18 protein-coding genes are annotated in these 18750 nt (G+C 71.6%); 10 read left to right on the top strand and 8 right to left on the bottom strand.

The genetic code is table 11. From position 1 onward, the window contains the following. Positions 1-6: 6 nt before the first annotated feature. Together ATL45_RS12610 and ATL45_RS12615 are read right to left on the bottom strand one after the other, a co-directional pair. Entirely contained in the window at positions 7-1176 is a 1170-nt protein-coding gene (locus tag ATL45_RS12610) for a glutathionylspermidine synthase family protein (RefSeq protein ID WP_093150373.1), read from the bottom strand. Between the two features lie 3 nt (positions 1177-1179). Continuing rightward, complete coding sequence (locus ATL45_RS12615; protein ID WP_246025308.1) at positions 1180-1836, bottom strand: hypothetical protein; 657 nt, start codon at positions 1834-1836, stop codon at positions 1180-1182. A 138-nt stretch (positions 1837-1974) separates the two neighbouring features. Here ATL45_RS12615 and ATL45_RS12620 point away from each other — a divergent pair, with 138 nt between their 5' ends. Then, positions 1975-2976 (top strand): septum formation family protein, encoded by a 1002-nt coding sequence (locus tag ATL45_RS12620; RefSeq protein ID WP_093151428.1) that lies wholly within the window; start codon positions 1975-1977, stop codon positions 2974-2976. A gap of 17 nt (positions 2977-2993) precedes the next feature. After that, positions 2994-3344 (top strand): metallopeptidase family protein, encoded by a 351-nt coding sequence (locus ATL45_RS12625; RefSeq protein WP_093150379.1) that lies wholly within the window; start codon positions 2994-2996, stop codon positions 3342-3344. Between the two features lie 431 nt (positions 3345-3775). Here ATL45_RS12625 and ATL45_RS12630 read toward each other — a convergent pair whose 3' ends face one another. After that, positions 3776-4423 carry a histidine phosphatase family protein gene (locus ATL45_RS12630; protein WP_093150381.1) on the bottom strand — a complete coding sequence of 216 codons (648 nt, stop codon included), beginning with the start codon at positions 4421-4423 and terminating at the stop codon, positions 3776-3778. A 139-nt stretch (positions 4424-4562) separates the two neighbouring features. Further along, entirely contained in the window at positions 4563-5486 is a 924-nt protein-coding gene (gene pheA, locus ATL45_RS12635; protein WP_093150382.1) for a prephenate dehydratase, read from the bottom strand. Between the two features lie 160 nt (positions 5487-5646). On the opposite strand from pheA, the gene ATL45_RS12640 reads away from it, so the two are divergent. The 3 genes from ATL45_RS12640 (at position 5647) to ATL45_RS12650 (ending at position 7516) form a co-directional block, all read left to right on the top strand. Next, entirely contained in the window at positions 5647-6246 is a 600-nt protein-coding gene (locus tag ATL45_RS12640; protein WP_170210225.1) for a macro domain-containing protein, read from the top strand. Positions 6247-6311: 65 nt separating this feature from the next. After that, positions 6312-6824 (top strand): DoxX family protein, encoded by a 513-nt coding sequence (locus ATL45_RS12645; protein ID WP_093150386.1) that lies wholly within the window; start codon positions 6312-6314, stop codon positions 6822-6824. A 56-nt stretch (positions 6825-6880) separates the two neighbouring features. Beyond that, positions 6881-7516, top strand: a complete 636-nt coding sequence (locus tag ATL45_RS12650) for a response regulator (protein ID WP_170210226.1) — start codon at positions 6881-6883, stop codon at positions 7514-7516. Between the two features lie 178 nt (positions 7517-7694). Here ATL45_RS12650 and ATL45_RS12655 read toward each other — a convergent pair whose 3' ends face one another. The 4 genes from ATL45_RS12655 to ATL45_RS12670 form a co-directional block, all read right to left on the bottom strand. Further along, positions 7695-8852: a GAF domain-containing sensor histidine kinase gene (locus ATL45_RS12655; protein WP_093151434.1), complete on the bottom strand. Its 1158-nt coding sequence runs from the start codon at positions 8850-8852 to the stop codon at positions 7695-7697. A 152-nt stretch (positions 8853-9004) separates the two neighbouring features. After that, on the bottom strand, positions 9005-12262 hold the full coding sequence (cydD, locus tag ATL45_RS12660) for a thiol reductant ABC exporter subunit CydD (RefSeq protein ID WP_093150387.1): 3258 nt from the start codon (positions 12260-12262) through the stop codon (positions 9005-9007). A 181-nt stretch (positions 12263-12443) separates the two neighbouring features. Then, entirely contained in the window at positions 12444-13457 is a 1014-nt protein-coding gene (gene cydB, locus ATL45_RS12665) for a cytochrome d ubiquinol oxidase subunit II (RefSeq protein ID WP_093150390.1), read from the bottom strand. A 20-nt stretch (positions 13458-13477) separates the two neighbouring features. Continuing rightward, complete coding sequence (locus ATL45_RS12670; protein ID WP_093150393.1) at positions 13478-14977, bottom strand: cytochrome ubiquinol oxidase subunit I; 1500 nt, start codon at positions 14975-14977, stop codon at positions 13478-13480. Between the two features lie 231 nt (positions 14978-15208). Between ATL45_RS12670 and ATL45_RS38410 the strand changes: the two genes are divergently transcribed. From ATL45_RS38410 to ATL45_RS12690, 5 genes are read left to right on the top strand one after another with little or no spacing between them, the layout of a single operon-like run. Continuing rightward, complete coding sequence (locus ATL45_RS38410; RefSeq protein WP_143121604.1) at positions 15209-15415, top strand: hypothetical protein; 207 nt, start codon at positions 15209-15211, stop codon at positions 15413-15415. Positions 15416-15456: 41 nt separating this feature from the next. Further along, positions 15457-15993 carry an RNA polymerase sigma factor gene (locus ATL45_RS12675; RefSeq protein WP_211841216.1) on the top strand — a complete coding sequence of 179 codons (537 nt, stop codon included), beginning with the start codon at positions 15457-15459 and terminating at the stop codon, positions 15991-15993. Continuing rightward, the gene (locus tag ATL45_RS12680; RefSeq protein ID WP_093150396.1) at positions 15990-16787 is read left to right on the top strand and encodes a hypothetical protein; all 798 of its coding nucleotides are present in this window, start codon (positions 15990-15992) and stop codon (positions 16785-16787) included. The genes ATL45_RS12675 and ATL45_RS12680 overlap by 4 nt, the downstream gene beginning before the upstream one ends. Position 16788: 1 nt before the next feature. Beyond that, entirely contained in the window at positions 16789-17499 is a 711-nt protein-coding gene (locus ATL45_RS12685; protein WP_211841217.1) for an ABC transporter ATP-binding protein, read from the top strand. Continuing rightward, positions 17496-18719: a hypothetical protein gene (locus ATL45_RS12690; protein WP_093150401.1), complete on the top strand. Its 1224-nt coding sequence runs from the start codon at positions 17496-17498 to the stop codon at positions 18717-18719. Before ATL45_RS12685 ends, ATL45_RS12690 begins: the two co-directional genes overlap by 4 nt. Positions 18720-18750: the final 31 nt, after the last annotated feature.

Genomic DNA, 18750 nt, shown 5'->3' on the forward strand with positions numbered 1-18750 from the left:
CCGCGCTCAGCTGCCGCCGGGGATCCGGTGCGGGACGAAGGCCGCGCCGTCGTCGGTGATCAGGCCCGCCGTTTCGCGGATGCCGAGGCCCGCCGAGGAGTCGCCGACCACCCAGGCGCCGAGGGCCGGGCGCATGCCGTCGAACTCCGGCAGCGGGTCGAACGCCTGGTAGACGTAGCCCTCCTCGCCGTAGATGCCGGCCGTCTCGGTCTCCCAGCCCGGCGCCACCACGGAGATGTTGTTGCCCTCGCGGCCCAGCCGCGGCTTGCGGACGTACTCGGTGAGCAGGCCCGGCTGATCCAGGAACGTCGGCAGCAGGTTCGGGTGCCCGGGGTGCATCTCCCACAGGATCGCCAGCAGCGCCTTGTTCGACAGCAGCATCTTCCACAGCGGTTCGATCCACTGGGTGGCGGGCAGCGTGCCGACCGCGTGCTTGCCGAACTCGTCGTCGACCATCCACTCCCAGGGGTAGATCTTGACGACGGAGTTCATCGGCGCCTCTTCGAGGTCGACGAAGCGCTCCAGCAGGTTGTCCCAGCCGATCTCCTCGATCGCCAGGCCGACGGTGTCCAGGCCCGCCTCCGCCGCGGTCTCCTGCAGGTAGGCGGCGGTGATGTTGTCCTCACCGGTGCTGTCGGCGGAGGACCAGGTGAAGTGCACCTCGTTGGTCGCCAGCTGGTCCTTGATCTCGCCCCAGCGCTCCACCAGCTTCTCGTGGATGGAGTTCCACTGGTCGTCGCCCTCGTGGCACTCGGTCAGCCAGTGCCACTGCACCACCGCGGCCTCCAACAGCGAGGTCGGCGTGTCGGCGTTGTACTCCAGCAGCTTGGCCGGGCCGGTGCCGTCGTAGCGCAGGTCGAACCGGCCGTAGAGATGCGGGTCGCCGCGCTTCCAGGACTCGGCGATGCGCGGCCACACCCACTCCGGGATGCCGAAGTCCTTGTAGCGCTCGGTGGTGACCACGTGGTCCACCGCGTCCAAGCACATCGAGTGCAGCAGTTCGACGTCGGCCTCCAGGGAGAGCACCTCGTCGAGGCTGAACTCGTAGTGCGCGCCCTCGTCCCAGTAGGGCCGCGCCGAGCCGTCCGCCGCGCGGGCGGGCGTGCCGAAGACGAGCCCCAGCTCCTCGACCTTGGCCTGCCAGTCCGGCCGCCGTTCGGTAGTCCTGCGTCGCACCCGTCAGCTCCCGCTGCTGCCGCTCTTGTTGTTGATGCCGAAGCCACCGCGCTGGATGGTCTTGCCGCTGGTGTCCTTGATGGTGGACCCGGTCGGCTTGGTGAAGGACGATCCGGTCGCCGGCGAACCCACCGGCGGCGCCGACACACCGGCAGGCGTGTAGGCGTAGCGGTAGGAGGCCTGCCCCATGCCACCACTGGGCAGGAAGATCGGCATGAAGAACATGCCGCCGCTGACGTGGCCACCGTGGCTCTGCACGTACGCCGGATCGCAGAACTGGTCGTCGTCGCGGACGCCCGGCTGGCCGGACTGGTCGGTCGCGCAGTACTGCTCGCTGGCGTTGGCCTCGTTGCTGACCTCGGACGCCGAGTACATCGCGGCGACCAACGCCACGACGCCGACCGTCACGCCACCGCCGATCATGATCCGGCGGCGCTTCTGGCTCTTCTGCTCGGCCGCCTCCAGCTCGGCGCGGTGCTTCTCCTCGCGGCGCTTCTCCGCCGCGATCCGGGCGCGCTGCTCCGCTAGCGTCGGTTCGCGCGGGGTCGTGCTCTCAGCATCCTGGTGCCGGATCTGACCACGTGCCGGTCCCGCCGTCGGCTGCTCGGGCTGCTGCGGAGGGTTCGGCGGCGTTCCCCCACCCGACTGCTCGTCTGCCACTGGCTTGCCATCTTCCGTCATAGCCCCACTCCCGGAAGCAACATTACCTACCCAGCTGACGGCCCCGGCAACGAATCGGTTCCGAACCAGCCGCAGGTAACCGCGCAACGCGACGTCGGACCAGGCATCATGTCCACGATGGCCGCGCCCGATGCACCCCAGAGCCCCAGCCGGAAGAAGCCGAACACCCGGCTGGTGATGATCTGCGCCGTGCTCGGCGCGCTGCTGGTCCTGGTGGTCAGCGCGCTGCTGAACTGGCCGACCGGCGGGTCCTCGCGCAGCGGCGGGCCCAACCAGCTCGGCCAGTCCCCGGCGCCGAAGGTGGTGTTCAGCGCACCGCCGGGCAGCTGCCTGAACTGGGCCGAGCCCGACGCCTCGGACATCCGCCAGGTGACCTGCGCCGAGCCGCACCTGTTCGAGGTCACCGGCACCGCCGACCTGGGCCCGGAGTTCGGCCCGCAGGCCCCGTTCCCGAACACCGAGCAGTGGCAGGAGCTCAAGCAGGAGCGCTGCGTGGAGGTCTCCACCGGGTTCCTGTCCGGCCGGTTCGACCCCAACGGCCGGTTCAGCGTCGGCGCCTTCACGCCCAGCGAGGACGGCTGGGCCGACGGCGACCGGAAGCTGCACTGCGGCCTCCAGCAGCCCGGCCCGTCCGGCAAGCTCTACCCGATCACCGGCAGCGCCTCGACGATGGACCAGTCCAACACCTACCCGGAGGGCCGCTGCCTCGGCGTCAACGGCACCGCGGTGTGGGACCCGGTGGACTGCGCGCGGCCGCACTCGGTGGAGATCACCGGCGTGGTCGACCTCGCCGACCAGTTCCCCGGCGGCTACCCGGAGGAGAAGGCCCAGGACGACTTCCTGTTCGGCCGGTGCGAGGAGATGACCGGCCGCTACGCGGGCGGCCCGACGGTGGCCAAGGACAAGGGCCTCGTCGTCTACTGGGACACCCTCCCGCAGGAGAGCTGGGACGCCGGATCGCGGCAGGTCAACTGCAAGGTGAGCGCGCAGCTGCCGGACGGCAGCGGGCTGGCGCCGGTGACCGGCAGCGTCAAGGGCGAGGTGCGCGTCGGCACCGAGCCCGCGCCGCGCGTCACCGCTCCCGGCGAGCCCGGCGCACCCGCCACCGAGCCGCGCTGAGCTGGTAGAACGGGTCCATGCCGGTGGAGATGACCCGCGCCCGGTTCGAGGAGCTCGTCGCGGACGCGCTGGATCTGCTGCCCGCGGAGTTCGCGGCCGCGATGAACAACGTCGTGGTCCTGGTCGAGGACGCCAATCCCGAGGACCCGGCGCTGCTCGGCCTGTACGAGGGCATCGCGCTGACCGAGCGCGACAGCACCTACGCCGGGGTCATGCCGGACCGGATCACGATCTACCGCGAGCCGCTGCTGGAGATGTGCGCCGACGAGGAGGAGCTGGTCGACGAGATCGCGGTGACGGTGATCCACGAGATCGCCCACCACTTCGGCATCGACGACGACAAGCTCCACGCCCTCGGCTGGGGCTGAGCGCGGGCGCACGATTTCAATGAAGTTTGTCCATCCTCGTTCTGCGTGGCGGTGCGGGTGGCGGAACCTCAGACGCCGTCTGGTCTCCGGGATCCCGTTCTGACGTATGTCCGATACACGGCGAACGGGCTGTCCTCGCCAGACGACGTCTGAGAACCCGCGGCGGTGCAAGTGCCGTAGGTGGGTTATGCGCCTGCGGCGCATGCGACCCCTTCCGCGCGGTGCCGGTCAGGCCTCGCGGCTACCGCTCCGGAACAGGATGAAAAACGCTCAATGGAAATCAGGTGTCCGATTTCAATTGAAATTGCGTACGACGTCGGCGTGTCGGGCGCCCGACGCGCCGACGGTGCGTCGGGTTTTGTGCGATTTCAATGGAAATCGGACGTCGAATTTCCATTGAAATCGCGTGGTCGTTCACCCGTTCCGGTGGGTTAGAGCGCCGGGAGGCCGTCCCAGGCCGTGCAGGTCCAGCCGGTCGGGGCTTCGGGGTCGGATTCCAGGACGATCACGCCGGTGTTCGGCAGGAAGACCGAGTTGGCCGTCGCGCCGTCGACGTTCGAGGCCAGCGCGGAGGCCGCCAGGCGCAGCATCGCGCCGTGGCTGACCAGTGCCACCGAGCCGTCCCCTACGCCGTCGATCGCGCTGCGCGCTCCGGCGACGAACCTGGTCAGCGCCTCGCGGCCGGTCTCGCCACCCGGCATCGGCACGTCGAGCTCGCCGCCGTGCCACAGCGAGTAGACCTCGTGGAAGCTCCGCAGCGCCTCCGGGTCGCCCCGGCGCTCCAGGTCACCGACGTAGACCTCGTGCGTGCCCTCGACGACCTCGACGGGCAGCTCGTGGCGCTGCGCCAGCGGCTGCGCCGTCTCCTGGGCGCGGATCGCCCGGCTCGCGTGGATCGAGACGATCTTCTCCTCGGCCAGCCGCACCGCCAGCTCCGCCGCCTGCTGCTGCCCGAGCTCGGTCAGGCCGGGGCCGGGCGGCAGCGTGTCGAGCAAGTGAGCCACGTTGGCCGGGGTCTGGCCGTGGCGGATCAGGACCAGGCGCAGTCCGGTGGGCGCTGCCAGTTCCAGCCCGCTCATGCTGTTCCGCCTCTCCGCGATTCCCAGTGGTGGTAGCGATCAGGAGCGATCTCGCGTTTCACGATTCCTTGTGGCCGGGTTGCGTCGCGGTCCCCCGAGGTGCGGTTGAGCAGGACTCGTGACCGCGACTCCAGCCCACTCATGCGAGCCGTCCTGCTCGGACGTCTTCGACCCACTGGGCGGAGAGGCGGAAGGCCTGTTCGGAGGCCGTTTCGCGGACGCTGGCCGGGGTGCGGTCGGCCTTCGGGTAGGAGCCGAGGAAGCGGACCGTGCTGCACCTGCGGCGCAGGGCGGTCAGCGCGTCGCCGATGCGGGCGTCCGCGACGTGGCCGTCGAAGTCCAGGAAGAACCGGTACTCGCCGAAGCGGTCCTTGATCGGGCGGGACTCGATGCGGCTGAGGTTGATGCCGCGCAGCGACAGCTCGGCGAGCAGCTCGGCGAGCGAGCCGACCTCGTCGCCGATCACCGCGCACACCGAGGTGCGGTCCGCGCCGGTCGGTTCCGGGAGCTTGCCGGGGCGGCGGACCAGCAGGAACCGGGTCACCGCATCGCGCACGTCGGCGATGCCGCCGACCAGCCGTTCCAGCGACGGGTAGTGCTCGAGGGCGACCGGCGCGGAGATCGCCGCGTCGAACTCGCCGGCCGCCACTGCCGCCGCACCGGCCGCGGTCGAGCTGGTGGCCCGCACCTCCGCGCCGGGCAGGTTCGCCGCGAGCCAGTCGCGGACCTGCGCGAGCGCGTGCGGGTGGCTGGCCACGGTGCGGATCGCGCTCTGCTCGGTGCCCGGTCTGACCAGCAGGTCGAACTGCACCGGCAGCAGGGCTTCCTGGACGGCGACCAGCGGTTCGTCGGTGGTCAGCGCGTCGAGGGTCGCGGGCACCGAGCCCTCCACCGAGTTCTCCACCGGAACGCCGGCCGCCAGCACCTCGCCGCGGCGCACCGCGGTCAGCGCCAGCGGGACGGTCTCGAACGGCACGAGTTCGGCGTCGAAGTCCCCGGTGAGCGACCTGGTGGCTTGCTCGGTGAAGGTGCCCGCCGGGCCGAGGTACGCGATTTGTGGCACACGACCACCCTAGAGAAGCCACCTGAACCACCTCGACCTGCGGTTCGCCGAGCTGGGCACCGCCCTCGCGAACCGGTCGCGGCGCCTCGGAACCGCAATGCACCTCAGGTGTGACCTACCCGATGCCACTTGTTCGGGCTTTCCTGCGATGCTGTGTGTCGTGACCGCAGATTCGGGGCGCTCGTCGGAGGGAGCGGAGCCGGAGCTGCAGCTCGTCCTGTGCGCGTTGGACGAGCCGCTGGCCGCAGCCTGGCAGGAGATCGCAGACGACCGCGCCGGACTCAGCGTCCACCGGGGTTCGGTGCTGGACCTCACGGTCGACGCGGTGGTGAGCCCGGCGAACTCCTACGGCTGGATGCGCGGCGGCATCGACGCCGTGTACGCGCGGGCCTTCCCGGAGGTGGAGGAGCAGGTGCGCAGCGCCGTGCTCGCCTACCACGGCGGGGAGCTGCCGGTCGGCGAGGCGCTGCTGGTGCCCACCGGTGCGCCGAACCCGATCTGGCTGATCAGCGCGCCCACCATGCGGGAGCCCGGGGAGCTGTTGCCGGCCGACACCGTGCACCCCTACCTGGCGGCGCGCGCGGTGCTGCGGCTCTGGGCCAGCGCGGTGCTGGAGAACGGCGCGCTGGTGCGGCAGGTGGTGCGGTCGATCGCGATGCCCGGGCTGGGCACCGGCGTCGGCGGCGTGGCGCCGGACCTGTGCGCGCGGCAGATCGCCGCCGCGTGGGACGAGGTCTTCACCCACGTCGATCAGCGCTGACGATCAGGCGGAACCGGACGGTGGTGAGTACCGTCGGGCGCACTGACCACCGAGGAGGTTCCCCGATGCTGATTCGCCGTTTGGCCCGACCGATGCTCGCCGCGGTGTTCATCTACGGCGGGATCGGGTCGCTGCGCGACGCGCCGAACCACGCCAAAGCGGCGGCCCCGCTGCTGGAGAAGGCCACCGGACCGATCAAGGACTCGCTGCCCGAGCAGGTGCCCACCGACCCGGAGACGCTGGTGCGCATCGACGGCGCGGTCAAGATCGGGGCGGGCGTGATGCTGGCGCTCGGCAAGTTCCCGCGGCTGTCCGCCCTGCTGCTGGCGGGCAGCGTCGTGCCGACGACGCTGGCCGCGCACGCCTTCTGGGAGATCTCCGACCCGCAGGAACGCGCCAACCAGCAGGTCCACTTCCTCAAGAACCTCGGGCTGCTCGGCGGCCTGCTGCTGACCGCGGTGGACACCGGCGGCAAGCCCTCCGTCGGCTACCGGGCCAAGCGCCGCGCGCGCAAGGTCTCCGCCCAGGCCCACCACACCGCCGACGCGGTCAGGGGCATGGCGAAGATCAAGAAATAGGGCCGGATCCGACCCTAAGCGCACCCGTCGGCGGGTACCTACGTAGCGTGGGTGTCGTGCCGGTGAGCGTGCTGCTAGTCGATGATCATGAGGTGGTCCGGCGCGGTCTGCGCGACCTGCTGGACACCGAGGAGGACGTCACGATCGTCGCCGAGGCCGGTGGCGTCGGCGAAGCGCTGGTGCGCGCGCAGGCGACCGTGCCCGACGTCGCCGTCATCGACATGCGGCTGCCCGACGGCGACGGCCTGGAGCTGTGCCGACGGCTCCGCGAGCTGCCCGAACCGCCGTACTGCCTGGTGCTGACCGCCTTCGACGACGAGGCCGCGCTGGTCGGGGCGATCAACGCCGGGGCCTCCGGCTACCTGCTCAAGCAGGTCCGGGGCCAGGACCTGGTCAACGCGGTCCGCGAGGTGGCGGCGGGCCGTTCGCTGCTGGACCCGGTCACCACCGGTCGGGTGCTGGCCCGGCTGCGCCAGTCCAGCAATCCGGAGCAGGACGAGCTGGCGTCGCTGACCGAGCGAGAGCGCCGGGTGCTGGAGCTGATCGGCGAGGGCCTGACCAACCGCCAGATCGCCGAACAGCTGTTCCTGGCGGAGAAGACGGTGAAGAACTACGTGACCTCGGTGCTGGCCAAGCTCGGCATGGAACGCCGCACCCAAGCCGCGGCCTGGGTCGCCCGCCGCCAGGGCTGAGCCGCCTCTCCGCGATTCACAGTGGTGGTTGCGTTCGGAATGATCTCCCGTTTTCGGGGTTTCTTGTGGCTGGGTTGCGTCACGGTCCCCTGAGGTGCGGTTGAGCAGGACCCGGGACCGTGGCTCAGGGATGCTCGCACCAGCCGCCTGACCACGCACTACGAGTTCGGAACCGAAATCACGTGGCCGCGTTGAGGGGTACTTCCCAGGTGACCGTGGTTCCGCTGTCCGGGGACGAGGTCAGCACGCAGCGGCCTCCTGCTGCGACCGCGCGTTCTTCGAGGTTCCGCAGGCCTCGCTTGCTCACGTCGCGCGGGATTCCGCAGCCGTCGTCGACCACCTGCAGGAGGAGTCCGGCCGTCGAGCGGCGGACCCGGACCAGCACCGTCTTCGCCCCGGCATGTCTGACCACATTGGACAGCGCTTCGCGCAGGGCGGCGCGGGCGTGGTCGGCGACCTGGACCGGCACGTCCGACAGGTCGCCCTCGATCTCCAGCCGCGGCGGGCGGCCCAGCAGCTCACCGGCGATCTGCACCTCGGAGCGCATCGAGTCGTCCAGCGCGGGCGCGTGGTCGGGGGTTTCCGGGTCGGCCGAGCGCAGCGTGCGGGCGGTGGCCCGGACCTCGGCGATCGCCTGGTCTATCTGCTCCATGGTCTCCGACAGCCGGGAGGCGTCGGCGGGCGCGAGCTGCCCGGACAGCCGCCGCTCCAGCACCTCCAGCTGCACGCCGGTGGCGTAGAGCCGCTGCACGATCACGTCGTGCAGATCGCGGGCGATGCGCTCCCGCTCCTGGTACACCGCGATCCGCTGCCGCGCGGTGGAGCCCTCGGCGAGCACGAGCGCCAGCCCGGCCTGCGCGGCGAACGAGGTCAGCACGTCGACCGCGACTCGCGTGAACGTGCTCGCGCCGCGCCTGCGGTAGACCGCCAGCGCGCCCAGTCGGCGTTCGCGGGTTCCGAACGGGGCGACCGCGAACGGGCCGTAGACCCGCAGCGCAGCCGGGACGTACGGGGCCGTCAGCGGGTCGTCGATGAGGTCGTCGACGACGACCGGGACACCGCTGCGGGCGACGCGCGCCGCGGCCGACCGGGAGGACAGGACGGTGCCGACCGGGTCACCGAGCGGGCCGGTCGCGGACGGCGCGCCGTAGGCCGCTTCGACGGTCAGGCGGCCGTCGTCGGCGCGGACGGTGACGACGCCGAGGTCGGCCTCGGCCAGTTCGGCGGCGCGGCGGACGACCAGCGGCAGCACCGCGTCGGGATCTTCCGCGGACAGCGCCACGCGGGTGATCTCGGTCGATGCCGCCAGCATTCGCCGGGCGAGGGAGGAATCCATGTCGTGCACGAGGCTATAGCTCCAAACCGGTCGCTGGCGCCTCCTGACGACGCAGGTCACAGGCGGTGGGCTGCGCGAGGAACACGACCCGACTTCCTACCGCGACGCGGGCGGCCGGTGCGACATCGGCTTCCGGCCAGCGGAGTTCCCGCTCAGCCGACGACGGCATGGCCCTGCCCGGCTTCCGCGCGGACCACGCCGTTCTCCACGCGCAGGACGACGTCGGCGCGCTCGGCTTCCGACCAGCGGTGCGTCACGTGCACCAGCGTGCGCCCGCGCAGCTCGTGCGTCAGGCGGTCCAGGAGCGCTTCAGCGGTCGGGACGTCCAGGTGCGCCGTCGGCTCGTCGAGCAGAACCAGCTCCGCGTCCGGGACCAGCAGCGCGCGGGCCAGCGCCAGGCGCTGCGCTTCGCCACCGGACATCGCGGTGCTGCTGACCGCGGTGTCCAGCCGGTCGTTCCAGTCCGGCAGCCCGGCCAGCCGGAGCGCCGCGATCAGTTCGTCGTCGCTCGCTCGCGGCGCGGCCATCCGCAGGTTCTCGCGCACGGTCGTCGACACGAGCTGCGGTTCCTGCGGGCACCAGCCGATCCGCCGCGGCACCCGGGCCTCGCCGCTCTCCTCCCTCAGGAATCCCAGCAGCAGCGCCAGGAGCGTCGACTTGCCGCCGCCGGAAGGCCCGACGATCGCCACGTGCGTCCCGACCGGCACACGCACGTCCACGCCTCGCAGCGCCGGTTCGGCAGCGCCCGGCCAGCGCACGTCGACGCCGGCGAGCTCGATCTCGCCGTCCGTGTGCGCCTTCCGCTCCGGAACGTCGTCGGACACCGCGAGCAGCGGTTCCAGGCGGTTCTGAGCGGCTCGCAGCGAACGCCACTGCTGCGCGGCCGGAGGCAGCAGCGCGACGGCCTCGGCCACCGCTAGCGGCACGAGCCCGAGCAGCGGCGCCAGTTCGGGCGCCAAGCGGCCTTCGGACACCGCCGCCGCTCCGAGCCACGCGCCGCCGAGCACCGCGATGCCGATGAGCACGATGATCACCGCTGTGGCCGCACCCGCGCCGAAGGCTGCGCGCCGGGCTCGCGCGGCGAGCCGCGTGTCCTCGGCCGCCAGTTCGGCGCGCTGTCCGGTGTGCGCGCCGAATGCGAGCAGTTCTGCCGCACCGTCGAGCAGCCCCAGGACACGGGCGGCCACCCGCCGCCGTCCTTCGGCCACAGCCGTCGTCGCGCGCCGCTCCGCCACCACAGCGGCGAAGGGGCTCGCGAAGCACGCCACGAGGAGCACGACGGCGAGCAGTGCACCGGCTTCGGGCAGCACCAGCGCCTGCACCACGACCGCCACGATCATCACGATCACGGCCACCAGCGGCGGGAAGATCACCCTGGGCACCAAGTCGCGGACCGCGTCGACGTCGTCGACGAGACGGGCGATGCCTTCACCACGGCGGAGTCCGGCGGTGCGCACCGGCCCGAGCCGGACCAGCGCGTCCCACAGCCGACGGCGCATCCGGCCGGACATCCGGAACGCCGCGTCGTGCGTGACCAGCCGTTCCACGTAGCGCAGCACCGCACGCGACAGCGCGAAGGTGCGCACGCCGACGACCGCGACCGACAGCGTGAGGATCGGCGGCTGTTGCGAAGCGCGGGCGATCAGCCAGGCCGAGGTCGCGGCCAGCGCGAGGCCGGAGAGCAGCGACAGCGCACCGAGACCGGTGCCGAAGAGCAGGCGCGGTGACAGCAGGTCGCGCAGGCGACCGCGGGCGGCGGGCAGGTCGGGGGCAGCGGCCGGGGCGGCCGCGAGCGCCTGCTCGGAGCGCTCCGCGGCGGCGTCCGGCCGGTGGCTGGCGAGCACCACGGTCGCACCGGCGTCGGCGGCGCGACGGATCGCGGTGTTGATCTGGTGCGCCGTGGCGGTGTCGAGGTGCGCGGTTGGCTCGTCGAGCAGCAGGATCCTCGCGTCGCCACGCAGCCGGAGCAGAGCGCGGGCCACCGCAACTCGTTGCCGCTCCCCCGTCGACAGCTCGTCGGTGCGGCGGTCCCGGAGGTGCGCCGCCGCTGCCTCGGCCAGCGCTTCGCCGACGTACGCCGACAAGTCCGGCTGGTCGGCCGTGGCGACGGCCAGTTCGTCCGCGACCGTGCCGCCGGAGAAGGTCGGGCGCTGCGGCACCCAGGCGATGCGGCGGCGCCACTCCGCCGGCGCGAATTCCGCGATGTCCACGCCGTCGCAGGTGATCGTGCCGCTCTCCGGTTCGGCGAAGCCGAGCAGGACCGCCATCGTCGTGGACTTGCCGCTGCCGCTGGGGCCGATGCCGTCGAAGCCCTCCAGCCGCACGATCTCGCCCGGCCGCGCGGTGAAGCTCAGCCCGTCCGGCGCGAACCCGTCCCGCCGCCGCACCCGGAGCCCGGCGATCCGCAGCTCCCCGGCGCGCGGTTCGCCGGAATCCGGTCGTGAGCGCTGGTCGTCGGCATCGCCGCTGACGATCTCGTCGACCCGGCGGACGGCCTCCACGCCGTCCTCGCTGGCGTGGTGCGCGGCGCCCGCGGCGCGCAGCGGGAGGTAGCACTCCGGGGCCAGGACCAGCACCAGCAGGCCGGTGGCCAGGTCGAAGTCGCCGGAGACCAGGCGCAGGCCGATGCCCACCGCCACCATCGCCACCGACAGCGACGAGAGCAGCTCCAGCACCAGCGCGGACAGGAACGCGACGCGCAGCGTGGCGACCGTGGTGCGGCGGTGCGAGTCGCTGACCCGGCCGACCACCTCGCCCTGGGCCCGCGCGCGGCCGAACGCGGTGAGCACCGGCAGCGCCCGGATCAGCTCCAGCAGCTGCCCGGACAGCCGCTGGACGGCGTCGGCCGCCCGCGAGGTGCGCTGCTCGGTGTACTTGCCGACCAACCAGGCGAACAGCGGGATGAGCGGCACGGTGATCACGATGACCAGCGCGGAGACCCAGTCGGACCACAGGATCCAGGCGCCCACCAGCGGCGGCACCACGGCCGCCGTCACCAGCGCGGGCAGGTACTTGGTGAAGTACGCGTCGAGCGCGTCGAGGCCCTTGGTGGCCAGCGCGGTCAGCTCGGCGGGCCCGCGCCGCTGGATCCACTCCGGGCCGCGGCGCAGAGCGGAGTCCAGCAGCAGGCCGCGCAGCTCCTCCTTCGCGCCCGCCGCGGCGCGGGCCGATACCGACTCGGTCGCCCACCCCAGCACGGCGCGCGCGACCACGGCACCGGCCAGCACGATCAGGTAGTCGCTGATCTCGCCGGGATCGGCGCCGTGCGTCACCACCGCCGCGAGCGCGCTGCCCAACGCCCAGGCCTGCACGATCAGCGCGATCGCGTTGCCGACCGACAGCAGCCCGGCGACCATGAGCGCCCGGCGAGCCGACGCCGACAACCGCGGCAGCGCACCCAGCGGACCCATCACTCGCTCCTCACCACTCCGTCCTGCTACCTCCGCCCCACAGTGTCGAGGGGATCGGTGATTTCGCGGTGCTCGACATGCCCCGGTGTGTCCGGCACCCGGCACGCCGAGAACCCCGTGCGATTTCAATTGAAATCGGACCTCTGATTTCCATTGAAATTGCGTCGAACAGCGGGAGGTGTCACGCGGAGGGCGCGTGCACCGGCGGGATGTGCTTGGTGCCGATGCGCTTGCGGAACACCCAGTACGTCCAGCCCTGGTAGATCAGCACCGCCGGGGTTCCGAAGGCCGCGACCCAGGTGATCACCGTCAGCGTGTACGGGCTGGACGCGGTGTCCGCGATCGACAGCGAGTTCGCGGCGTCCAAAGTGGACGGGATCACGTTCGGCCACAGCGCGCCGAACAGCGTGATCACCACGCTCGCCAACGCCACGCCCTGCAGCGCGAACGCCTGCCCGTCGCGCCACCGGTACAGCCGCGCGAGCCCGGCCAGCGCCGCCACCAGCGCGATCACCAGCGGCACCCACGTCCACTCGGAGCCTTCGGTGAACTGCGCGATGAACAGCAGCGCGATCACCGGCAGCAGCAGCGGCACGCCCATCCGCAGCGCGAACCGCCGGGCCCGCTCGCGGATCTCGCCCTCGGTCTTCAGCGACAGGAACACCGCGCCGTGCAGCAGCGAGAACCCGCACACCGCCAGCGCGCCGACGATGCTCGGCACGCTGAAGATCGTCCACCAGCCGCCGACCCGGTCGCCGTGCTCGTCCAGCGGCAGCCCGAAGACGTTGGCCGACAGCACCAGCCCCACCACCAGCGGCGAGATCCAGGACGCGGCGATGATCACCCGGTCCCAGTTGCGCCGCCACCGGTGGGTGTCCACCTTGCCGCGGTACTCGAACGCCACACCGCGCCCGATCAGCGCCACCAGCAGCAACAGCAGCGGCAGGTAGGCGGTGCTGAACAGCGAGGCGTACCAGCCGGGGAAGGACGCGAACATGGCGCCACCGGCGACGATCAGCCACACCTCGTTGCCGTCCCACACCGGGCCGATCGTGTTGATCAGCACACGGCGCTCGACGTCCTTGCGGCCGAGGATCGGCAGCAGCATGCCGACGCCGAAGTCGAAGCCCTCCAGGAACAGGTAGCCCAGCCACAGCAGGGCGATCACGCAGAACCAGAAGGTGGGCAGATCCATCGCAAGTCCTCTTCAGCTCGTCAGTACGCGAAGGACAGGGCTTCGTCGGCCTTCTCGCCCTCGGGCGGTTTCGGCGGCATCACCGCGTCGAACCCGCCGCGCACGTAGCGCACCATCAGGAAGATCTCCACGACCGCCAGCACGCCGTACAGCGCGGTCAGCGCGATCACCGAGGTCAGCATCTCGCCCGCCGTCACCCCGGCGGACACCGCCTGCGCGGTGTACATCCACACGCCGTCGATGCCGGAGGGATCGGGGTTGGGCGCCACCACGAACGGCTGGCGGCCCATCTCGGTGAACACCCAGCCCGCGATGTTGCCCGCGAACGGCAGCCCGATCGCCGCCACCGCCAGCGGCGCCCACCAGCGGCCCTCGGGGAACTTCTGCTTGCGGGTCAGCCACAGCACCGCCACCGCGCCGAGCGCGGCCAGACCGCCGAAGCCGATCATGAACCGGAAGCCCCAGTAGGTCACCGGCAGGTTCGGCGTGTAGTCGATGGGCTGCCCGGCGAACTGGCCCAGCCGCGGGTCGTCCGGGTAGTGCGTGCCGTACTTGGCCTGGTACTCCGGGATCAGCGCCTGGACGCCCTTGACCTCGCTGGTGAAGTCGCCGTTGGCCAGGTAGGACAGGATGTAGGGCACGGTGATGCTCTTGACGTTCTCGCAGTCCGGGCGGGCCACGTCGCCGACCGCGAAGATCGAGAAGCTGGCCGGGGCCTCGCTGTGGCACAGCGCCTCGGCGGAGGCCATCTTCATCGGCTGCTGCTGGAACATCAGCTTGCCCTGGATGTCGCCCGAGATCGCCAGCCCGGCGAAGGCGATCACCGCGACCCAGGCGCCCAGCCGCAGCGAGCCGTGCCAGGCCTTGCGGTCCTCGTCGTCGACGGCGGACTTGCGGTGGTGGCGGGCGATCTGCCAGGCGGCGATGCCGATCAGGAACGACCCGGCGACCGCGAAGCAGCCGAAGACGGTGTGCGGGAACGCGGCGAGCACGGTGTTGTTGCCCAGCACCGCCCAGATCGAGTTCAGCCGCGGCCGGCCGTCCACCAGCTCCACGCCGACCGGGTGCTGCATCCAGGAGTTGGCGGCCAGGATGAAGTAGGCCGACAGCACGGTGGCCAGCGAGAACGCCCACGCGCAGGCCAGGTGCACGCCCTTGGAGAGCTTGTCCCAGCCGAAGATCCACAGGCCGAGGAAGGTCGACTCGACGAAGAACGCGAGCAGGCCCTCCATCGCCAGCGGCGCGCCGAAGACATCGCCGACGAAGCGCGAGTAGGCGCTCCAGGCCATGCCGAACTGGAACTCCTGGACGATGCCGGTGACCACGCCCATGGCGAAGTTGATCAGCATCAACTTGCCCCAGAACTTGGTCATCTTGAGGTAGCGGTACTTGCCGGTGCGGTACCAGGCGGTCTGCATCCCGGCGACCAGCACCGCGAGCCCGATGGTCAGCGGAACCATCAGGAAGTGGTAGACGGTCGTGATCCCGAACTGCCATCGGGCGATGTCGAGCAGATCCACGATTCCACTCTGTCCACGCCGGGGAGAAATCCGCAGAGGCAAGGGCCCTTTATCGCCCGGACGAGGGTCCTATGGCGGACAGGACCTTGGTCCCATCGACGCAGCGCGTTCATCCTCACCGATCGGACTACTTCTTACCAGCCGAATCGGGTGACGGGAAAGATGTTCCGGCGAAAACCGGATCAACGCGAGGTGCGTACTACCCGGTGGACCCAACGGAGAGGATCTGCCATGCGAACACCGGTAGTCGCCGCCGGCGTGCTCGCCGCGGTGATCGCGCTGCTGATGAGATCGCGCCGCCGGACCACCGCACCGCCCCGGCGCGGACTGCGCGCGCTCCCAGGCGGGCACCACCGCACGGCGAGGCGATTGGCGCGCGCCGACGTCGTCGTGGTCGCGGAACCAGGCGGTCAGGCGCCCGGGCGGCGGTGCGGATGAGCGCGGAAAACCGTTTCACGTTCTGCTGCGTCTGACCAGACGTGCGGGAGGAACAGAGCGACGAGGAGCTGCTGCGGGCCGTGGCCCGCGGCGACCGGGCCGCGTTCGACGCGCTCTACCAGCGCAACGCCGGGTGGCTCGCGGCGCGGCTGCGGCGCCGCTGCGACGATCCCGGGCTGGCCGCCGAGGTGCTGCAGGACTGCTTCCTGCTGGCGTGGCGCTCAGCGCGGTCGTTCGACCCGCAGGGCAACGCCGCCGCCTGGCTGTGGACCATCGCGTCCCGGCGGCTGATCGACGCGCACCGCCGCCGCGGCGCCCGCGTCCGGTCGTCCGGCGAACCGGCCGAGTCGGCGCTCGTCGCGGACTCCGCCGAGTCCGAGGTGATGGACCGGACGCTCGCCCCGGAGCTGGCCGCCGCGATCGGGCTGCTGTCCCCGGAGCTGCGCGCGGTCCTGCAGGCCACCGCGCTCGACGGGCGCACGGTCCGGGAGACGTCGGCGCTGCTCGGCATACCCGAAGGCACGGTCAAGACCCGAATGCGCAAAGCCCGCCGCATGCTGAAGGAGGCACTCGCATGACGCACGAGCACTTCCCCGCGTCCACCCTGCGTGCCTACGCCGCCGGCCAGGCCGCCGAAGCCGACGCGATCGAGGACCACGCGCTCGGCTGCGCTCCGTGCCGGCAGCTGATCAACGAGGCGGCGGCGGGCGATCCGCTGCTGGAGCAGGTGCGGGCCTCGCTCGTCACGCTGCCGCCGCAATGGCCCCGGCCCAGCCGGTGGCGGCGGATCCGGATGCTGCTCAACTCCGCGCCCGCCGTGCGCGGCGCGTGGCTGTTCGCCGTGCTCGTGGTGCTGGCTTGCGCCATCGGGCTCGACCAGATCACCCCCGAAGAGAGCTGGTGGTCGCAGCACGGCTCCGCGTTGCTGCTGTTCGCGCCGGTCCTGCCGGTGCTCGGCGTCGCGCTGTGCTTCGGGCAGTTCGGCGACCCGGCCTACGAGATCACCGCGGTCACGCCGTTCGGCGGGTTGCGGCTGGTCCTCTGGCGCACCATGTCCGTCCTGCTCACGACCGTCCCGGCGGCCGCGCTGGTCGGCGCGATCACCGGGCGCGCGTCGGTCACGACCTGGCTGCTGCCCTGCCTGGGGCTGACCGCGCTCACGCTGGCGCTCGGTTCGCTGTTCCGGCTGGAGATCGTCGCGGTCGCGGTGACCGCGACCTGGTGGGTGCTCGTCGGCGGACCGCTGTTCAACGAACAGGTCCCGGTGCTGGTCGACCGGCCGCTGCCGCTGCTGTGGTCCGCGCTGATGGCTGCCTCCGCCGCCGTGCTCTACCTGCGCCGCACCCGACTGCACTCGAACTTCGGGAGTTGACTTGCCCCCCACCGAGATCCGCGACCTGACCATCCGATTCGGCCGCCGGACCGCGCTGACCGGGATCAGCGCCGACCTCGACGACGGCGTGCTCGGCCTGCTCGGCCCCAACGGCGCGGGGAAGTCGACGCTGCTGCGGGCGCTGGCCACGCTGGTCGCGCCGACCAGCGGCTCGATCCGGCTGCTGGGCCGCACCGACCTGCGCGAGATCCGCCGCCGGATCGGGTACCTGCCGCAGGAGTTCGGCTACTACCCGCGGTTCACCGCGCGCGAGTTCGTCGAGCACTTCGCCTGGTTGAAGGAGGTCCCGGCCGCCGAACTGCCGCTCGCGGTGGACCGGGCGCTGACCCGCGTCGGGCTGGCCGACCGCGCCGACGAGAAGCTCAAGAAGCTCTCCGGCGGCATGCGCAGGCGGGTCGGCATCGCGCAGGCCATCGTCAACGACCCGGAACTGCTGCTGCTCGACGAACCGACCGCCGGGCTGGATCCCGAGCAGCAGGTGGAGCTCCGCGAACTCCTCCGCGAACTCGGCGAAACCCGCTGCGTGGTGCTGAGCACGCACGTGATGGGCGACGCCAGCGCCTGCGACCAGCTGTGGGTCCTGGAGTCGGGGCGGCCGGTCTTCCGGGGCGCACCGGATGAGCTGGGCAGCGGGAACCTGGAGGAGAGCTACCACGCGGTCCTGCGCGCGAACCGGAAGAGCGCGGCGTGATCCGGGCACTGCGCCGGGAGTTCCGCGCCGCGGTGCTGCTGTCGCTGGTCGTCTTCGCCGTGCTCACCACGCTGCTGTTCGTGCAGCCGTGGGGAGCGCTCAACTGGAACGCCGTCGCCCAGTCCATGCGGTTCGGCATGCTCTACGCGGGCCCGCTGATGGCGACGGCCGGTGCGTGGACCGCAGGCCGGGAACTGCGCCGCGGCACCGGCGATCTGCTGGCCACCGCACCACGGCCGGCTTGGCAGCCGTACGTGGCGGCTTGGGCGGCGCTCACCGCGGCCGCGCTGATCGGGCTGGTGCTGGCCTGCGCAGTCGCAGCGATCTTCGTGCACCCGATCACCGCGAGCGGCGAGCTGTGGATCCCCGAGCTGTTCCTCTGCGTTCCTGCTTACGGGGCGCTGGTCGCGTTCGGGATGGCGTTGGGCCGGTTGGTGCGGTGGCGGTTGATCGTCGCGCTGACCCCGGTGCTGACGTTCCTGGGCATCCTCCTCGCCTCGCGGCGAGGCTGGTCCGCCCCGGTGTCCCTGACGATGAACGCCGGCCCGGCGAGCGACTACGCGACGTTCACCGGCCTGTCCAGCGCGCTGCAAGCCGGGTGGTACGCCGCCATCGCGGTGGCTCTCCTCGCCATCGGCGCGGCGCGTCGGCGGTGGCTCGCCCTGCCGCCGATGGCGCTGGCCATCGCGATGTCGGTGCAGCTGGCCTCGATGTCCTACGACGAGCACATGCGCGACGACCCGGCGGCCGCCCAGCAGGTGTGCACCACGACCGGCCCAACTGTCTGCGTACCGCGCTACCAGGAGCACGTGCTCCAGGAGCTCGCTGGTCTGGTGCAGCCGATGCTGGCACGGCTCGATGGAATCGCCTCGGCTCCGACGGCAGTGCACTTCTCCCGCGAAACGGATCCTGGCCTCGACGTGACGTTGACCGGGCGACTGCTGGATCCGCAGGGCGAACGCGTGTCGCTGGCGTACCTGCTGCTGTCCCTGGAACCGGATGGACGGCACTACGCCGACTGCACGCCAACAGTGCGCGGCGAGTACGTGGCCGCCGCGGACGCCGCCCAGCACTGGCTGCTCGGCGACATCCCGCGAGCACGGCAGCTCCTCGGTGGACGAGCCCCCGACCGCGAATGGATCGCCGCCTACTTCGCGGCCAAGGCGAACTGCGACGGCGAGGCGATGCGCTTGCTGCTCCCAGCCACCGCGAACGCCTGACCGCACAACGGCACGGCGCACCCGGACCACG

The organism is Saccharopolyspora antimicrobica (assembly GCF_003635025.1).
Classification (GTDB): domain Bacteria; phylum Actinomycetota; class Actinomycetes; order Mycobacteriales; family Pseudonocardiaceae; genus Saccharopolyspora; species Saccharopolyspora antimicrobica.